Raw genomic sequence first — 17,238 nt, 5'->3', positions numbered from 1 at the left:
CGCGAGGGATAGTGGGCTCGCGCCTTATTGCGGCGAGGAAGCGCGCGGGCTCGCTACCCGGCCTCCCGCTCCTCGGTCGGGTAGACGCCGCGCAGCACCTCCTCGAAATGCATCTTCACGGCATCGTTGCACAGGCAGGCGCGAAGCTTCAGGCCGTCGCGGTTGCGAACGAGGATTGATCCGCGCCTCGTGTCGAGAATCCGTTCCGCCTTGAACGACTGAAGCACGCGGCTGGCATAGGAGCGGCCGACCCCGAGCAGCGTCGCAAGCTGCTCATGCGTCAGCGGCACGCTGTTCTCGTCGCCGGTCCGCTCCATCGCCGCCAGGATCCATTTGGCGGTCCGCTGCTCGATCGAATGGATCGCGTTGCAGGCGGTGGACTGGAAGATCTGCGCCAGCATGCAATCGGCATAGCGGGCAAAGATGTTGCGAAGCGACGCCGAGCGCAGCTTGGCCGCTTCCAGCTTGGCGACGTGAACGCGCGCGAACGGCCCGCCGAATTTCACGCAGATCCGGGTATAGGCCGGCAGGAATCCCTCGCTGACGATGCCGCCCACCGCGCCCTCGCGGCCGACCAGGATGGTCTCGACGTCGCGGCCGTCCTCGTTGGGGACGAGAAATGTCGCGAGCGAGGGACCGCAGGGGAAGTGAACGACCTGGACGTCGTCGCCGGGATTGTAGAGCAGCTGCCCGGCGGCAGCGTCCTCGATGGCGACGTGCGGCGCGAGCAGCGCGTAATCGGCCGCGTTCAGGCGCCGTAACAGATTGTTGGCGGGCCGGCTGTCGACCTCGCTTGTACTGCCGATACGCGCATCCATGGTGAACCCCTGTCCTCCTCTCACAATACCGAGTTCCGTCCGTTTCCTGTGTGCACAAGTGGACAGACGGAAGAACTGTGATGTGGTGGGTTTCGTTCCGGGAACCCTCCGATGCGCTAGGCGCAGGTATCGTGACGTGGCTGTCCTGATCAGAAAACCCCCTGCTTCAAGAGCGATCATGGCACCTGCACTTCCCGACGGCTCGTCCTGTCCTGCCGACGTCCTGGTGGTGGAGGACGATCCGATCATTGCGATTGATTTCGAGGACCGTTTGCTCGGATTTGGCGTGAGCCAGGTACGGACTGCCGGGTCCGTGACGCAGGCGCTGGACGCGATCGAGAAACGTGCCCCAGATTTCGCGCTGCTCGATGTCGAGCTGATCCGCGAGACCAGCTTTGCGGTCGCCGAGCGGCTGGTTGGGCTGAAGATCCCGTTCGTCTTCGTCACCGGCTATGGCGCCGAGGCGCGCATTCCGCGCGAATTCTCCGGCCAGCCGCGGCTGCAGAAGCCGTGCTCGAGCGAGGCGCTGGAGGCGGCGCTGCGCACGCGCGGCGCCTGAAGGCTATGGGCCGGAACGGATGCAGAGCTCGGCGAGGTCTTTTTCGACGCCCTTGAAGAAGCTGTGCGGAAGCGGCGGCGGTGGTGATGCGAGCTTCTTGATTGCCGCAGCTCGCGCAGCCTCCGCCTCCTCCGACAATTGCAGGAAACGTTTCAACGCCTTCGACCGGCTCTTGCCGGCGAGTTCGTCCAGCTTCTCCTCCGTGGTGTCGATCGGATCGAGACGGAGAAGAGCCTCGTTGCCGGTGGCAGGTGGAGACACCGCTCCGAGCTTCACGCGGCTGATCAGATTGTAGCGGTCGAAATGCTCGAAAATCAGATCGAGGATCTTGGCCTGACGCATCGGCTCTTCCATCGCCAGATAGCGCTTCACATCCGCATTGCCCTTCAGGCGTTCGAGCTCGGCCGCGCCGGGATAAGCGTCGTCGGCGGCTTGCCGGTCGATCAGCGCGAATGCGCTTTCCAGCATGCGCGTGCCCCATGTGATGACGATATCGCGGCCGCGCGGCTCGAGCTGGTCGGCAGCCAGCCCCTTGTCCGTCAGGCATGCAGGATCGGCGCTTGCGCGGAGCGACTTGCCGAGCTCGGCGGTCAGGGCCTTGCCGTAGGGCGATGCGAACGCCTCGCGCACCAGCGTGGCCTTGTCCTTGGTTTGCTCTTGAGTTTGCTTCTGGGTCTGCTTCGCGGGCTGCGCCCATGTCGGCGAAGCCGCGCTCAGCAGCAGGGCGATGGCGATGGTTCGGCGATGGGACAGCATGGCTTCAACTCGAAATGGTCCGGACGGCATCAGGCCCGTGAAAATGCACGAGCCTGCAATGGTCGTTCGGGCCGGCCGGATGGTTCACCGCCATCCGGCTCCGAGCCGGGTCATGCAAGCCTGGGATCGAGCGTCGTCGACCACAGCGCGACGTCGGCGCGGTCGCGCAAGGTCACTGTCATCTGGCCGGATGCGCCGTCGATCTTGACGTGACCGAAGAACTGCATGCCGGCTGACGGCGGCAGGTTCTGGCCGTCCTTGCCGGGCGCCTTGACGAAGCGCACCTCCGGTCCAAACGTGTTGTCGAGCGCCGCCGGCCCGAACGTGCCGGCATGCAGCGGACCCGAGACGAATTCCCAGAACGGCTCGAACTTTTGGAACTGCGCCTTGTTCGGATCGTAATAATGCGCCGCGGCGTAGTGCACGTCGGCGGTCAGCCACACAACGTTGCTGATCGGCGCCGTCTTGATGAAGCGCAGAATGTCGGCGATCTCGAACTCGCGGCCGCGCACCGGGCCGTCGCCTTGCGCGAAGGCTTCCGAGCCGCCCTTCGGCGTGTCCGACACGACGAGACTGAGCGGCATGTCGGAAGCGATCACCTTCCAGGTCGCACGCGAATTGAGCAGGCCGCGCTTGAGCCAAGCCATCTGCTCAGGCCCGAGGAAATAGCTGGCCGGGCCGTATTCGGTTTCGAGGTTGGCGCCGTTCGGGCCGCGATAGCTGCGCTCGTCGAGCACGAACACGTCGAGATGCGGGCCGTAGCAGATCTGGCGATAGACCCGGCCGGGCTCGCTGATGCTCTCGCGCAGCGGATACATCTCGTGGAAGGCGCGGGCGCCGCGGGCGGCGAGCAGCGCGATGTCGCGCTCCTTGTATGCCGCCGGCAATTCCTTCGACAGCGACCAATTGTTGGTCACCTCGTGGTCGTCCCACTGCACGAAGATCGGCACCTCGGCATTGAAGGCGCGCACATTGTCGTCGGTGAGATTGTATTTGTGCGCGGCGCGGTACTCGTCCAGCGTCTCGGCGACCTTGGCCTTCTCGGGAATGGTGAGGTTCTTCCAGATCTTGCCGTCGGCGAGCTTCACCTCGGATGCGATTGGGCCGTCGGCGTAGATGGTGTCGCCGGAATGCAGGAAGAAGTCCGGCCGGTGCTTGCGCATCGTGGAGAAGGTGAACATGCCGCCATCATCGGGATTGATGCCCCAACCCTGGCCTGCGACGTCACCGCCCCAGACGAAGCTGACATCGCGGCGATCGGCCGGCGCGGTGCGGAAACGGCCGACCACCGCCTCGCCCTCGACTGCGCTGTGCGAGAGGTCGCGGAAGCGGATGCGGTAGAAGATGTCCTGGCCGCCGGGCAGATTCTCCAGCAGCATTTTTGCGGTGAAGTCGCTCTCGGGGAGCGCCGCGATCGGCGGCAGCGCACGGGCGTTCTTGAACGAGTCGGTGGTCGCGACCTCGACCAGCATCTGCGCGGGCCGGTCGGTGCGCGCCCACACCACGCCGCCGTCGACGGTGACGTCGCCCGACTGGACGCCATGCGTCACCGCCGGCCGATCGGCCGCGCGCGACAGATAGGGCATCGCGATGGTTCCGAGCGCACCGGCACCGGTGGCAAGGAAGCGGCGGCGGGAGAATTTGATGTTCATGGCCTGGCTCGCTGTGTTGCGCGCATCTCTCGCGCCGTCATTCCGGAGCGCGCGCAGCGCGAACCTCGAGGTTCGATGCGTCGCATCGCTCGGATGACAGTGAGTGCTATAGTGAGGCAATGTGACGCAGCGATTACGCGGAAGCGCTCACGCGTTGCCGGCGGCCCTGAACTGCGCGCCCGCGCGCTGTAAATTGTGCGGCAGGCTGAACAACACCGCCTTGCGGTCGGCGACCGCGGCGTGAAACTGATCCAGCGCGATGTTAAAGGCGGTGAGCGAGCCTTCCTCGATGGCGCCGTGATCGAAGCAGCGTAGCGTGTCGCGCAGGATCTCGTCGGCCTCGGCCTGCATCTGGTCGAGCTCTTCGGTCGTGTCGCACTTGCGGGCCGTCGCGATCATGTCCAGCAGCCGTTCGCGCAGATGGCTGTTGTTGTCGCGCTCGTCCTTCTTCAGATAGCCCGCGAACCAGGCGCCGATCGAGCCCATGGCGGAGAGCGCCATCAGGGTCCACCAGATGTAATCGCTGTATTTGTCGAGAAAGGTCTTTTCTTCGCCGTCGACGAAGGCGGCCGCGCCGGGATGCACGGGGATCACTGCATCCTTGTCGGTGTCGGGCGTTTCGATCTTCGCCGCGAGCGGGAATTCCGTGACCAATTGCTGGCGCACGGCGAACAGTTGGCGCGTGAATGCCGCGATGGTGGTTTCGGAGACGCCTTTGCGCGCCACGATGTGGTGCGAGAAGCTGACCGTCTTGACCTCGTCATCGGGGCGGGCCGGCGAGCCACCATAGGTGCCGGCGGGAATCTCGGACGCCTCATAGACCGGATGGTTCTGCGCGATCGCATCCGCCGAATCGATCGCGATGAAGCTGGGCGCGCCGAAATCCTTGGTGGTGGCGGCGATCGCATCCGCCGTGATCTTGCTGTTGACGGGGCCGGCCGCGAGATAGACATCGGCCTTCTGGCCCTTGATGGCCTCGGCGACTTCGTTGGCCGGGAATTGCACGATCTCGACCTTGGCGGGATCGACGCCGTATTGCTGCAGGATCACCTTGAGCAGATTGACGTTGGCCTGGGTGCGGCCGACCACGCCGACGCGATGGCCGGCGAGCTGCGAGATCTTGGTGATCTTTGCGCCGCGCTTCTTGCCTTTGCCGGGGACCGACCACAGCACCACGACGTTCTTGCGCAGGGTCGCGACCGCTTGCGCGTTCTTGGGCACATCGACGTCGCCGCGCACGATGGCGAGATCGACCTTGCCTTCCGCGAGCGCATTTGCGCTGGCCGTGGCGCCTTCGGTCTGGATTGGCCGCAGCCGCACCTGGCTTTTGCTCTGCGTGAAGGCCTGCGTCAGCGCCTGCACGACCTTGACGTCGTCGCTATTGGCGGGACCGACCGCGATCTTCAGCGCAACCGGCCGCATCGCGAAGTAGTAGCCGCCCGCGAGCGCGCCGACGATGGCAAGCACGAGCGCAAGAGTCACCAAAGCCGTCTTCCGCGCCGCGGATCGCGGCGAAGGCGGAGGGGGCGCTTCGGCCAGGTCCAATCCCCCGGTCATCGATCTCCCAAACAGGCGCTTGAGGCTCAGTTTCATCTTGGCCGGCGATTTACGCCCGCAATTGTAGCAAATTTCTTGTCCGGCAGGGTTACATCTCCGTCATGGTTAGCGGATGGCGGAAATCCCGTATGAACCCGGGTGTCAGCGGGGTGTTAGGGTAAAGTTCCCCTGAAGGACGGAGGCGACCATGACAGAACGGCTCTCGGCGGAGGCGCGCAAGCAGGCTTTGGGCGGATTGCCCGGCTGGACCGAGGTTCAAGGCCGGGATGCCATCGCCAAGACCTTTATCTTCAAGGATTTCAACGAGGCGTTCGGCTTCATGACCCGCGCGGCGCTGGCCGCCGAGAAGATGGATCACCACCCCGAATGGCGCAACGTCTACAAGACGGTGGAGGTGGTGCTGTCGACCCACGACGCCGGCGGCGTCACGGCGCTCGACATCGCGCTGGCCAAGACGATGAACGCGATCGCGGGCTGAGACCGGTTGGCGTCTTGCAGGGATCGGCCACATCCCCATCTTGTGATCAGTCGGGATGCGGCGATCCGCAGCCCGGGCTGAACGGGGAGTTTATCGAACATGGCTGCCGAACACAGCGTCGGTTTTGAGCCGGCCGATCGGCTCGCGGAAGATCGCGAGAGCGTGCGCCGCCGTTTCTGGCGCAAGCTGAAGCGTGTTGCCGGCCATCTGCCCTTCGCCGAGGACCTGCTGGCCGCCTATTATTGCGCATTCGACCGGCAGACGCCGCGCCACGTCCAGGCCGCGCTGCTCGGGGCGATTGCCTATTTTATCTTGCCGTTCGATTTCGTCGCGGACGTGATGCCGGTCCTCGGCTTCGCCGATGACGCCGCGGTGCTTGCCACCGCCATCCGCATGGTTGCCGGCCACATCACGACCGAGCATCGCGAGGCCGCCCGTGCCGCGCTGAAGCGTGGGGTGGATGAGGCGAGTGTGGATACCGAGGCGGCGTAGCCGACGCGGCCTCAGCGACGCCCTCCGCCGTCATTCCCCGCGAAGGCGGGGAATCCAGTACGCCGCAGCCCGTCGAGTGAATTACTTCCGCCTCGGAATACTGGATCGCCCGGTCGAGCCGAGCGATGACAGTCGTTGTTGTGCATGCCGTCACGCCTGGTTTCGTAGCCCGGATGGAGCGCAGCGTAGTCCGGGATTGGTGCCACGAGCGATAGGGGCCCCGGATTACGCTGCGCTCCATCCGGGCTACGGATCTCGCAATGACGTCTTCTACTTCTGCGCCCGCGCCTTCTCCGCGTCCCACGCCTGGAATTGCTTGAACAGCGTTTCCTTGTCTGCCTCGGGCACCTTTGCAGCGGTGGGGTTCTGCTTCAGGAACGCCTCGAAGCGCTGCCGTGTCACCGGCTCGATGCCGTGCTTGTCGAGCCATTGCTGCGCAACCGGCAGCCTGTTCCAGCCCGCAAGCGGCGCCGCCAGCGAGACCTCCTTCCACTTCGGATGGAAGGGCGGGTTCTGCAGCGTCGGGAATTTCGTGAAGAAGGCGTCCACGAACAGCGCGAGCTTGCGATAGCGCTCGGTGTTCGGCGCCCAATTATAGGCCGCGAGCACCGCAGGCACCGCGATCGTGTCCACGCTCTCGCCGTCCTTGATCAGGTTCGGATAGTCCTTTGCCGTCAGCGTCGCTGGCAGATAGTCGCTCTGCAGCGGCTTGGCATAGTCGACGCGCGCGAGGTGGAAGCGGCCGTCATTGCCGAAGGTCGAGACCGATTTGTACGGCTTGCCGCCGACTACGATGACGGCGTCGATCTCGCCGGCCTTCAGCTTCTCCATCGCGATGCGCTGCTCGACATAGACGAACTTCGCCTTGATCCCGAGCCGTTCGAACACGGTGAGGGCGGTGACGAAAGTGCCGCCGTTGGGCAGATCCACGCTGACGGTCTTGCCTTCGAGGTCCTTCAGGGTCGCGACCGATTTCGGTGCGATCACCTGCATCTCCTCGTTATACAGCTTCGTCACATAGGTGAATTGCCGCTTGATGTCCTTGGCAAAACCCTTGCGCTCGAGATAGTCGAGCGTATCGGCCCGCACGATGCCGAGATCGACGCCCTGCAGGAACAGGATGTCGGCCACGCTCTGCACCGAGCCGCGACCGACGATCGGCAGCACGCGGATCTTGTTGCCGTCGTCGAGCACCGAAGCGAGGTCGGCGCCGAACTGCACATAGGTGCCACCGATCGTGCCCGTGATCAGCGTGACGGTGTTGGCGTTCAGCGCCTGCTTGGTCGAGGTCGAGCCGAACTGGAAGATGGCCTTCAGGCTGTCCGAGACCTTGGCCGGATCGTATTCGGTCTCTTCGGCGCGCGCCGCGAAGGCGCAGATGGTCATGATGGCGGCAAGCGCCATTCTCAAAGCGTTACGCATGATGTCCCCTGAAATGGTCTAGTTCGAGAGCTGGGCGAGGCGCCGTCGCGCTTCCGCCGATCCGAGGCCGGCGGCGCGCTGATACCAGTCGCGAGCGGCCGCCACGTCTGCAATGACGCTCCGCGCGTCGCTGGTGCCGAGCACTGCGGGATCAAAGGTCTGTGCCAGCAGAAGCGCGGCCGTCGCGTCGTTCGCATTGGCCGCCCGTTCGAGCAGCAGACGCCCTGCAGCGATGTCGCCGACGCCGATCAGGCTCCTTGCACGCGTCATCAGCCCGGCCAGCGTGTCGGCGTCGAGCGTCCTGACGGGCTCGGGCGGCACCGGCTGTGCTGCGACCGGCACTTGCGCTTGAGCTTGGGCTTGGGATTGCGATTGGGCTTGCAGCGCAACCTGATAGGCATTTGCGATCGCTTCGCGGCTTGGGGTCGAAGGCCCCGCAAGCTCCCGCCTGTCGGCGCTCGCCAGCACCGTGTTGGTCAGGCGGGCCGGATCCTTGAGCGGGACCTGCCGCGCCGCTGGTGGGCTGCCCGGAGTTCCGGCTTGCTCGGCAGGCGCATTCGGCGAGCCGCCGATGATGAGATGATGCAGATCGGACTGGAACAGCGCGGCCAGAATCGCGGCGCCTGAAATGGCCAGTCCCGTTGCGAGCAGGCGCGGGACGATCTTGCTCCTGGCGCGCAATTCGTGCGGCGCATAGTCCCGCGGATCCGGTGCCCCGAGCGGGTCGGACAGGAACAGTGGCATCGGGTCGTCTGACAGCTCGGCCCGTGCGGCGCGCGCACGGATGTAGGACGCGGTGGGCGGATGTGATGCAGGTCGATCGGAGTCGAACGCCCTCGACTCCACGGACGGACGGTATGCCGTCGTCTCCATGGCGTGATGCTCCCCATTACTGATAACGCAGGGGCCATTCCCGGCTTCAGTCTTTTTGTTGTTGTCCAGAAGCGCCCCGCAAACTGGAACCGGTAAATCGCCGTCCGATTCAGCCCAAAAAGCGACGGCAGCTTGCGCGAATTGGGAGATATTTGGGTTTGATTGGGGCGACGACGCGGAATGCACCGCAATTTCCGCCGCGATAGTTGAGCGGGATTTTACCAAGGGGCGGAGCGCGAAATTGTGCAAAGACGTGAGTCATTGCGCCGCCCGCCACAAACTCCGCCGTCATGCCCCGGCTTTGTCCAGGGGCATACAGTACGCCGCGACGTATCGGCTAAGTCGCTGGCATCTCTGGAATACCGGCTCGCCCGGTCCCGTGCGCAATTGCGCGCAAGGCCGGGCGACGACAGTGAGCTTGTGAAGATCGCGTATGTCGCATCCTCACGGATGCAGGATCACCTTGCCCATGGCCTGGCGTCCCGCCAGCACCTTGAGCGCGTCCGCGGTCTGGGCCAGCGGGAAGGTGCGATCGACATGCGATGAAATCTTTCCTTCCGCGGTCCACTTCACGAGCTTCTCGAGATTGGCGCGGTTCTTCTCCGGATTCTGCCGGGTCCAGGCGCCCCAGAACACGCCGCGGATGTCGCAGCCCTTCAGCAGCGCGAGATTCAGCGGCATCTTCGGAATCTCGCCCGCGGCAAAGCCGATCACGAGGAAGCGGCCTTCCCAGGCGATCGAGCGCAGTGCCTGCTCCGCGTAAGCGCCGCCCACGGGATCGAAGATGATGTCGACGCCCTTGCCGCCCGTGAGCTTGCGCAGACCTTCCTTCAGATCTTCCTTGGCATAGTTCAGCGTCAGCTCGGCGCCGTGCGCCTTGGCGAATTCGAGCTTCTCGTCCGACGAGGCGCAGGCGATCACCTTCAGTCCCATCAGCTTGCCGAGCTCGCAGGCGGCAAGGCCGGTGCCGCCGGCCGCGCCCAGCACCGCGAGCGTCTCGCCCGGCTTCGGGCTGGCGCGATCTTCCAGCGCATGCAGCGCGGTGCCGTAGATGATGATGATGCCGGCCGCGCGGTCGTAATCGAGATTGTCGGGAATCTTCACGATCGACGCCGCCGGCAGCGCGATCTTCTCGCGCGCGCCGTTGTGGCCGCAGGATGCGACAACGCGATCGCCGACTTTCAGATCGGTCACACCAGCACCGATGCTCTCGATCACGCCCGCAACTTCAGCGGCCGGCGAGAACGGGAACGGCGGCTTGATCTGGTACTTGCCCTGGATCATCAGGATGTCGAAGAAGTTCAGCGCCGCCGCCTTGATCGCGATCACCGCTTCGCCGGGACCTGCCACGGGATCCGGCACCTCAGTCAGCACGAGATCGTCGGGCTGGCAATATTGCGAACAGAGGATGGCTTTCATGGCGGCACCTTGGAGCGTTTCGAGTGGAATTATAGTTTGGCCGTTTCTGCCGGATTTAGTGCGGCCCGACAATCCGGATTCTTTGTCTGGGGCCGGGCACCGGCTTATCCTCATTATTGCGAGCGCAGCGGCAATCCAGACTATTTCCGCCGCACGGACTCTGGATTTGCTTCGCTGCGCTCGCAATGATGGAGCGTGTGGAAACCGCAAGGATTCAAACGATGTTTGAAAACGGTCTGCTCGATAACAAGCGCATCCTCGTCACCGGCGGCGGCTCGGGCCTTGGTGCTGCGATGGGACGCCGTTTCCTTGCACTCGGCGCCGAGCTCGTGATCTGCGGCCGCAAGCTCGATCGGCTCGAAGCGACCGCGCGCGAGATGCGCGAGGAGACCGGCGCCAAGGTTACCACCATCGCCTGCGATATTCGCGACGGCGTCGCAGTCGAGACCATGATGGACACGATCTGGCGCGAGGCGCCGCTCGACATTCTCGTCAACAACGCCGCCGCCACCTTCATCGCGCAAAGCGAGCATCTTTCCTTTCGCGCAGCCGATGCGATCCTCGCGCCGACGCTGCATGGCGCGATGTATTGCACGCTCGCCGCCGGCAGGCGCTGGATCGAGGCCAGGCATGGCGGCGTCGTGCTCTCGATCCTCTCGACCTCGACCATCACCGGCCGCGCCTTCACCGTGCCGTCGGCGATGGCGAAGTCGGCGCTGTTGGCGATGACCAAAAGTCTTGCCGTGGAATGGGGACCGAAGGGCATCCGCACCGTCGCCATCGCGCCGGGTCCGTTTCCGACCGCGGGCGCGTCGGGGCAGCTCCGCCCCGAAGGCCGGGACGAAGGCTGGACCGCACGCAATCCGCTCGGCCGGACCGGCGAGCACAGCGAGCTTGCCGATCTCGCCAGCTTCCTGGTTTCGGACCGTTCCGGTTACATCAATGGCGAGATGGTCGTGATCGACGGTGGCGCGCATTTGCGCAGTTCCGGCGCCGAGGATTTGCTCGGTTGGAGCGATGCGCAATGGGCCGAGCAGCGTGCCGCGCGATCCAAAGGCTGACCCGCTAACTGCCTTCCCAAATTGGACTTTCCCGGCTATCCCTGCCGCGGGGACAAAGCGCGGCCGGGCCATCTTCCAGTCACAATATTGAGGGAACCACTCCAGCATGTGGCGGGTGCTGATTTTAGCTTTGATGACTGGTGTCGCGGCCGGGGGAATCGCCGATTCCGCGCGGGCGCAAACGGCGCAACCGGCGCCCAAATCTGCTCCAAAAGAGGCCGCTCCGAAATCTGCGCCGGCGGCCCATACCACGGCGAAGTCAGCTGCGAAGCCTGAGAGCAAACCGGCGGCCCCGCCCGCGGCGGTTGCGGGTGGCGCGGAGCCGACCCTGATCGGCCAGTTCGGCACCTGGGGCGCCTATTCGGCGACGCCCAATGGCAAGAAGGTGTGCTTCGCGCTGGCCAAGCCCTCGTCGTCGAAGACCAATCCGCCGAACAGGCCGCGCGATCCCGCTTATGCTTTCGTCTCGACCCGTCCGGCCGAGAAGGTCAACAACGAAGTGTCGGTGATGATCGGCTACGCGTTGAAGCCGGGCTCGGAATCCTCGGTCGAGGTCGGCGGCGCCGCCTTCGCCATGTACACGCAGGGCGACGGCCTCTGGATCAAGAACGCGGCCGAGGAGGAGCGGATGGTTGAAGCCATGCGCAAGTCCGCCGAGCTCGTCGTCAAGGGCGTCTCGGCCAAGGGGACCGAGACGACCGACACGTTCTCGCTGAAGGGCCTCGCCCAGGCGCTGGACCGGATTTCCCAGGATTGCAGGCGTTAAGGCTGCGGGCGATAAGGTCGCAATCGCCGGCCCTGGTTGCTATATAGAGCCGGTTCCGCAATTTCGGTCGTCATGGTCGGGCTTGACCCGGCCATCCACGCGCAACCGCGATTGACGAAAGACGTGGGATGCTCGGGTCGAGCCCGGGCATGACGAACTCAAACAGCAGTAGTGCCAGGCGCATCAATGCAACCGACGACCGAGCCGCACAACGCAATCCCAGTGGAGAAAACTCCGCTCGAAACCTATGTGCCGCCGGCAAAGCCGTCGCTGATCGGCCTGTCGCGCACCGAGTTGGCCGATCGCCTCGGCGAGATCGGCGTCGCGCCGGCGCAGCGCAAGATGCGGGTGCAGCAGCTGTGGCACTGGCTCTATTTCCGCGGCGCCCAGAGTTTCGACGACATGACCTCGATCTCGAAGGGCATTCGCGCCGAGCTCGCCGAGCATTTCACCGTCGACCGGCCCGAAGTCGTGGCCGAGCAGATCTCCAACGACGGCACCCGCAAATGGCTGCTGCGTTTGCCGAGCGGCGACAATGTTCAGAAGGCGCATGAAGTCGAGTGCGTCCACATCCCCGAGACCGATCGCGGCACGCTGTGCGTCTCCTCGCAGGTCGGCTGCACGCTGAATTGCTCGTTCTGCCACACCGGCACGCAGCGGCTGGTGCGCAATCTCACCGCCGGCGAGATCGTCGGGCAGGTGATGGTCGCGCGCGATCGCCTGAACGACTGGGCCGATCGCGAGGACGGCACGCGCCGCGTCACCAATATCGTGATGATGGGCATGGGCGAGCCGCTCTACAATTTCGACGCGGTGCGCGATGCGCTGCTGATCGTTGGCGACAATGAAGGCATCGGCATTTCCCGCCGCCGCATTACGCTGTCGACCTCCGGCGTGGTGCCGAACATCGTGCGTGCCGGCGAGGAGATCGGCGTCATGCTCGCGATCTCGCTGCATGCGGTGCGCGACGAGCTGCGCAACGAGCTGGTGCCGCTCAACCGCAAATATCCGATCAAGGAGCTGCTGCAGGCCTGCCGCGACTATCCCGGCGCCTCGAACGCGCGCCGCATCACCTTCGAATATGTGATGCTCAAGGGCGTCAACGATTCGCTCGACGATGCAAAACTGCTGGTGAAATTGCTCAAGGGCATTCACGCCAAGATCAATCTGATCCCGTTCAATCCATGGCCCGGCACGGCTTACGAGTGTTCGGACTGGGACCAGATCGAAAAATTCTCCGAATACATCTTCAACGCCGGCTATTCCTCGCCGGTGCGCACCCCGCGCGGCCGCGACATCCTCGCGGCCTGCGGCCAGCTCAAGTCGGAGACCGAAAAGCTCAGCGCGCGCGAACGCCAGGCGCTACGCGCCATGGCGATGACGGATTAACAATGGCGACGCCCTCGACGTTCGTCATGGCCGGGCTTGACCCGGCCATCCACGAGCCGCGAGAAAGAAGGACGTGGATGCCCGGGTCAAGCCCGGGCATGACGGTTGATAGCGTGGCGATGCCACCGAGCGACAATCTGCTAAAGTCATGTCCCTGATCGGCCGCCTCATCGTCATCTTCATCGGCTTTCTCGCCGCCTGCTTCGTCGGCGGCATGATCGTCGTCATGGCGCTGCTGTTCCCGGAATTTGCCGATCTCGGCGCAGGTCCCGTCGATCAAGGCACGATCGATATCCTGCTCGGTTTCGGCTTCATCTTCGTTTCGGGCTTTGCGCTGGTGCCGGCGATGGTGATCGTCGCCATCGCCGAAGCGCTGTACATCCGCAGCGCGCTCGCTTACGCCGTCGGTGGCGGCCTTGTCGGGCTCGCCTGCTATCTCGGTCTCGTCCCGTTCCACTCCGACACATTCCAGTTCGAAGGCATCGTGCGGCGTCACCTCGAGATCATGACCGGAGCGGGCATCGTTGCCGGCGCAGTCTACTGGCTGATCTCCGGCCGCAACGCCGGCGCCTGGCGCGATGCGCCGCCCCCGCGCATGCCGCCTCCGCCGCCGCTGCCGTCGAATTCCAGGCCGGATGCAAGGTGATGCTTTCTTACCCTCCCTTCCAGGGAAGGATGGCGGCCGCCGCCGCCGGGGTTTCCATCGCCGCCCCACTCCGCTAAACCGCGCGCCATGAACCGTACCGGACTTTTCATCGGCCTGGCGCTGTGGCTCGTGATCGGCGTCGTTTTCGGCCTCTATCCCGAGCTCGATCTCAAGCTCGCCTCGCTCTTCTTCGATCCCGAGACCAAGACCTTTCCGCTCAAGCTGAACGACTGGGCGGGCTTTGCGCGTGATGCGGCGATGTGGGTTGCCTGGGCCTTCGTGGCGCCATCGATCGTGGCGCTCGTGGTCAAGATGTTCAGGCCCGACCGCCCGCTGCTCGTGCCCGGGCGCACGATCGTGTTCCTGCTGGTCACGATCATCCTGTCGGCCGGCATCCTCACCAATCTCACCTTCAAGACCTATTGGGGGCGGCCGCGTCCTGTCGTGGTGACGGAGTTCGCCGGCGACCAGCAATTCGTGCCGTGGTGGGATCCGCGCGGCGGCTGCGCGCGCAACTGCTCGTTCTTCTCGGGCGAGGGCGCGACCGCGTTCTGGACGCTGGCGCCGGCCGCGCTGGCGCCGCCGGCGTGGCGACCGCTCGCCTATACTGCCGCGGTGGTGTTTGGCGCCGTCACCAGCGGGCTGCGCATGGCCTTTGGCGGGCACTTCTTCACCGACGTCTCGATCGCCGGCCTTGTGACGTTCGTTGTGATCTGGTTCGGCTACGCGCTGATTTACCGCTGGCCGCGGACCCGCTTCTCCGACGAGGCGGTGGATGCCGCCCTGACCCGATTGAACATGCCCGCCTACCGGCTCCGCCAGCGCCTGTTCGGCCGCAAGACGAGTGCCGAACCGTCCGTCTAGGCCATTAAATGGGTGCCGAGCCCCGCGAAATTTGTTATTCGCGCGGTCAATCCGTCCTCACATCAGCCTCTTGAGATCCGATTGGAAGCGCCATGACCACGATCCTGAAAAGCCTGCCCAAGGGTGAGAAAGTCGGCATCGCTTTTTCGGGCGGCCTCGACACATCAGCGGCGCTGCTCTGGATGAAGCAGAAGGGCGCGCGCTGCTACGCCTACACCGCCAATCTCGGCCAGCCCGACGAGGCCGACTACAACGAGATCCCGCGCAAGGCGATGGAGTTCGGCGCCGAGAAGGCGCGCCTGGTCGATTGCCGCACGCAACTGGTGCATGAAGGCATCGCCGCGATCCAGTCGGGCGCCTTCCACATCTCGACCGGCGGCATCACCTATTTCAACACCACGCCTCTGGGGCGCGCCGTCACCGGCACGATGCTGGTCGCGGCGATGAAGGAAGACGGCGTCAACATCTGGGGCGACGGCTCGACCTTCAAGGGCAACGACATCGAGCGCTTCTATCGCTACGGGCTGCTGACCAATCCGGGCCTGAAGATCTACAAGCCCTGGCTCGACCAGCAGTTCATCGACGAGCTCGGCGGCCGCGCCGAAATGTCGGCGTTCATGACCGCGCAGGGCTTCGCCTACAAGATGAGCGCCGAGAAGGCGTATTCGACCGACAGCAATTTGCTCGGCGCCACGCACGAGGCCAAGGATCTCGAAAGCCTCGACAGCGGCATCAAGATCGTCAACCCGATCATGGGCGTGCCGTTCTGGCGCGACGATTGCGTCGTGAAGGCCGAGAAGGTCGTGGTGCGTTTCGAGGAAGGCCAGCCCACGGCGCTGAACGGCCAGACCTTCTCCGATCCCGTCGCGCTATTCCTCGAAGCCAACGCGATCGGCGGTCGTCATGGCCTCGGCATGAGCGACCAGATCGAGAACCGCATCATCGAGGCCAAGAGCCGCGGCATCTATGAGGCGCCCGGCATGGCGCTGCTGCACATCGCCTATGAGCGCCTCGTCACCGGCATCCACAACGAGGACACCATCGAGCAGTACCGCATCAGCGGCATGCGGCTCGGTCGCCTGCTCTACCAGGGCCGCTGGTTCGACTCGCAGGCCCTGATGCTGCGCGATACCGCGCAGCGCTTTGTCGCCAGCGCCGTCACCGGCGAGGTGACGCTGGAGCTGCGCCGCGGCAACGACTATTCGATCCTCAACACCGAGAGCCCGAACCTCACCTATGCGCCCGAGCGGCTCAGCATGGAGAAGGTCGAGGACGCCCCGTTCACACCGGCCGACCGCATCGGCCAGCTCACCATGCGCAATCTCGACATCGCCGATACCCGCACCAAGCTCGGTCTCTATTCCAAGACCGGCCTGCTCTCGGGCAGTGAAGGCTCGCAGATCTTCCGGCTCGAGAGCGACAAGGGCTGAGTTTCTCGTAGCCCGGATGGAGCGCAGCGAAATCCGGGACTTTGTCGCCAAGCGGATAGATTCCGGATTGCGCTTCGCTCCATCCGGGCTACGGCCTGCCAAGGCACAAACAAAAATGGCCGGGATCGCTCCCGGCCATTTTGCATTTGTGTGTGCCGTTACCGCGGCGGTGCGGTGCCGGGCGGGGGCGGCGGCAGGGAAGCCTGGCCGCCGTTGAGCAGCGGCGTGATGTTGCGGATGGTGACGCGACGGTTGATCGCGCTCGGTCCCTGCGTCTGCTCCTTCAGGTACTGCTCGCCATAGCCCTGCGACGTCAGGTTCTCGGCGGGCACACCGAACTGCTGCGTCAGCAATTCGGCCGCGGCCTGCGCACGGCGGTCCGACAAGGACAGGTTGTCGACCTCGTTGCCGACCGCGTCGGTGTGACCCTCGATCAGGAAGACCTCGCGCGGATTGCGCTGGATCGCCTGGTTGAGACCGTCCGCGATCGTCTGCAGCCGGGCCGCCTGGTCCGGCGGGATGGTCCACGATCCCGTTTCGAAGACGATCGTGTTGATGTCGATGCTCGGCATCTGCATGCGAACATTGGGGCTGTAGCGGATCTCGTCGAGCGAGTAACGCCGATCGATCCGCTGCACCGGCGGTGCCACCATGGTCTGGTAGATGACATCAGGCGACGCTTCCTGGGCATCGACGATGTAACGGTCGTAAGGGATGTTCACCACCGGAGGCGGCACGTCGACATAGAAGCCGCCGACCGCCCGCGGATCGCGGTAGGTGTTGTCGATGATGATGAGTTCGCGCCCGCGGGGATCCCTGCGGATGCGCCGCATCAGCCGTCCGTCGGCGCCGACAACGGTGATGATCTCGCTGCCATCGGGACGAACGACGACCGTGCGGGTTTCGCCGCCGACGGTGTCGGTGCGGATGTCCCGCGCCCCATAGCGGAAACGATAGAGGTCGTTGCCGCGGACATAGGCCTGCCCGCCCGGATCGCGGATGATGATGCGGTCCGGCTCGGTGTAGACGGTGCGGCCGCCTTCGATGGTCTCGCGT

17 protein-coding genes are annotated in these 17,238 nt (G+C 64.7%); 9 read left to right on the top strand and 8 right to left on the bottom strand.

Going from position 1 to position 17,238, the window contains the following annotated elements:
• Positions 1-53 precede the first annotated feature (53 nt).
• Positions 54-818 (bottom strand): Crp/Fnr family transcriptional regulator, encoded by a 765-nt coding sequence (locus tag SE92_RS22935; RefSeq protein WP_063198588.1) that lies wholly within the window; start codon positions 816-818, stop codon positions 54-56.
• A 178-nt stretch (positions 819-996) separates the two neighbouring features.
• Between SE92_RS22935 and SE92_RS22930 the strand changes: the two genes are divergently transcribed.
• A complete protein-coding gene (locus tag SE92_RS22930; RefSeq protein ID WP_063198586.1) occupies positions 997-1,377 on the top strand; it encodes a response regulator in 381 nt (126 codons plus the stop codon).
• Positions 1,378-1,380: 3 nt separating this feature from the next.
• Here SE92_RS22930 and SE92_RS22925 read toward each other — a convergent pair whose 3' ends face one another.
• The 3 genes from SE92_RS22925 to SE92_RS22915 form a co-directional block, all read right to left on the bottom strand.
• Positions 1,381-2,133, bottom strand: a complete 753-nt coding sequence (locus tag SE92_RS22925; RefSeq protein ID WP_063198584.1) for a hypothetical protein — start codon at positions 2,131-2,133, stop codon at positions 1,381-1,383.
• A 110-nt stretch (positions 2,134-2,243) separates the two neighbouring features.
• Positions 2,244-3,785 carry an alkaline phosphatase D family protein gene (locus tag SE92_RS22920; protein ID WP_063198582.1) on the bottom strand — a complete coding sequence of 514 codons (1,542 nt, stop codon included), beginning with the start codon at positions 3,783-3,785 and terminating at the stop codon, positions 2,244-2,246.
• A gap of 147 nt (positions 3,786-3,932) precedes the next feature.
• Positions 3,933-5,378, bottom strand: a complete 1,446-nt coding sequence (locus SE92_RS22915) for a TAXI family TRAP transporter solute-binding subunit (RefSeq protein ID WP_063198580.1) — start codon at positions 5,376-5,378, stop codon at positions 3,933-3,935.
• A 151-nt stretch (positions 5,379-5,529) separates the two neighbouring features.
• Between SE92_RS22915 and SE92_RS22910 the strand changes: the two genes are divergently transcribed.
• Complete coding sequence (locus SE92_RS22910) at positions 5,530-5,820, top strand: 4a-hydroxytetrahydrobiopterin dehydratase (RefSeq protein ID WP_063198578.1); 291 nt, start codon at positions 5,530-5,532, stop codon at positions 5,818-5,820.
• A gap of 99 nt (positions 5,821-5,919) precedes the next feature.
• Positions 5,920-6,312, top strand: a complete 393-nt coding sequence (locus SE92_RS22905) for a YkvA family protein (protein ID WP_063198577.1) — start codon at positions 5,920-5,922, stop codon at positions 6,310-6,312.
• 270 nt (positions 6,313-6,582) lie between these two features.
• Here the strand turns inward: SE92_RS22905 and SE92_RS22900 are convergent, their stop codons facing one another.
• The 3 genes from SE92_RS22900 to SE92_RS22890 all read right to left on the bottom strand — a co-directional run bounded on the left by SE92_RS22900 (position 6,583) and on the right by SE92_RS22890 (position 10,026).
• Positions 6,583-7,734 (bottom strand): TAXI family TRAP transporter solute-binding subunit, encoded by a 1,152-nt coding sequence (locus SE92_RS22900; protein ID WP_063198575.1) that lies wholly within the window; start codon positions 7,732-7,734, stop codon positions 6,583-6,585.
• An 18-nt stretch (positions 7,735-7,752) separates the two neighbouring features.
• Positions 7,753-8,607: a hypothetical protein gene (locus SE92_RS22895; protein WP_063198573.1), complete on the bottom strand. Its 855-nt coding sequence runs from the start codon at positions 8,605-8,607 to the stop codon at positions 7,753-7,755.
• A gap of 444 nt (positions 8,608-9,051) precedes the next feature.
• On the bottom strand, positions 9,052-10,026 hold the full coding sequence (locus SE92_RS22890; RefSeq protein ID WP_063198572.1) for an NADPH:quinone oxidoreductase family protein: 975 nt from the start codon (positions 10,024-10,026) through the stop codon (positions 9,052-9,054).
• A 221-nt stretch (positions 10,027-10,247) separates the two neighbouring features.
• On the opposite strand from SE92_RS22890, the gene SE92_RS22885 reads away from it, so the two are divergent.
• From SE92_RS22885 to argG, 6 genes are all read left to right on the top strand, one after another.
• Positions 10,248-11,087 carry an SDR family oxidoreductase gene (locus tag SE92_RS22885; RefSeq protein WP_063198570.1) on the top strand — a complete coding sequence of 280 codons (840 nt, stop codon included), beginning with the start codon at positions 10,248-10,250 and terminating at the stop codon, positions 11,085-11,087.
• Positions 11,088-11,193: 106 nt separating this feature from the next.
• Entirely contained in the window at positions 11,194-11,853 is a 660-nt protein-coding gene (locus tag SE92_RS22880) for an invasion associated locus B family protein (protein ID WP_063198569.1), read from the top strand.
• 186 nt (positions 11,854-12,039) lie between these two features.
• Entirely contained in the window at positions 12,040-13,242 is a 1,203-nt protein-coding gene (gene rlmN, locus SE92_RS22875; RefSeq protein ID WP_063198567.1) for a dual-specificity RNA methyltransferase RlmN, read from the top strand.
• 148 nt (positions 13,243-13,390) lie between these two features.
• Positions 13,391-13,888, top strand: a complete 498-nt coding sequence (locus tag SE92_RS22870) for a hypothetical protein (protein ID WP_063198565.1) — start codon at positions 13,391-13,393, stop codon at positions 13,886-13,888.
• A gap of 87 nt (positions 13,889-13,975) precedes the next feature.
• Complete coding sequence (locus SE92_RS22865) at positions 13,976-14,752, top strand: phosphatase PAP2 family protein (RefSeq protein ID WP_063198564.1); 777 nt, start codon at positions 13,976-13,978, stop codon at positions 14,750-14,752.
• Positions 14,753-14,844: 92 nt separating this feature from the next.
• The gene (gene argG, locus SE92_RS22860; protein ID WP_063198562.1) at positions 14,845-16,182 is read left to right on the top strand and encodes an argininosuccinate synthase; all 1,338 of its coding nucleotides are present in this window, start codon (positions 14,845-14,847) and stop codon (positions 16,180-16,182) included.
• 158 nt (positions 16,183-16,340) lie between these two features.
• Here the strand turns inward: argG and SE92_RS22855 are convergent.
• Positions 16,341-17,238, bottom strand: an 898-nt coding sequence (locus tag SE92_RS22855; protein WP_063198560.1) for an OmpA family protein, incomplete at its 5' end; no start/stop codon positions are given.

The organism is Bradyrhizobium sp. AT1 (assembly GCF_001590795.1).
In the GTDB taxonomy this organism is placed as follows: domain Bacteria; phylum Pseudomonadota; class Alphaproteobacteria; order Rhizobiales; family Xanthobacteraceae; genus Bradyrhizobium.
The sequence above is the reverse complement of the archived record's forward strand: the minus strand, read 5'-3'. Positions and strand labels throughout refer to the sequence as shown.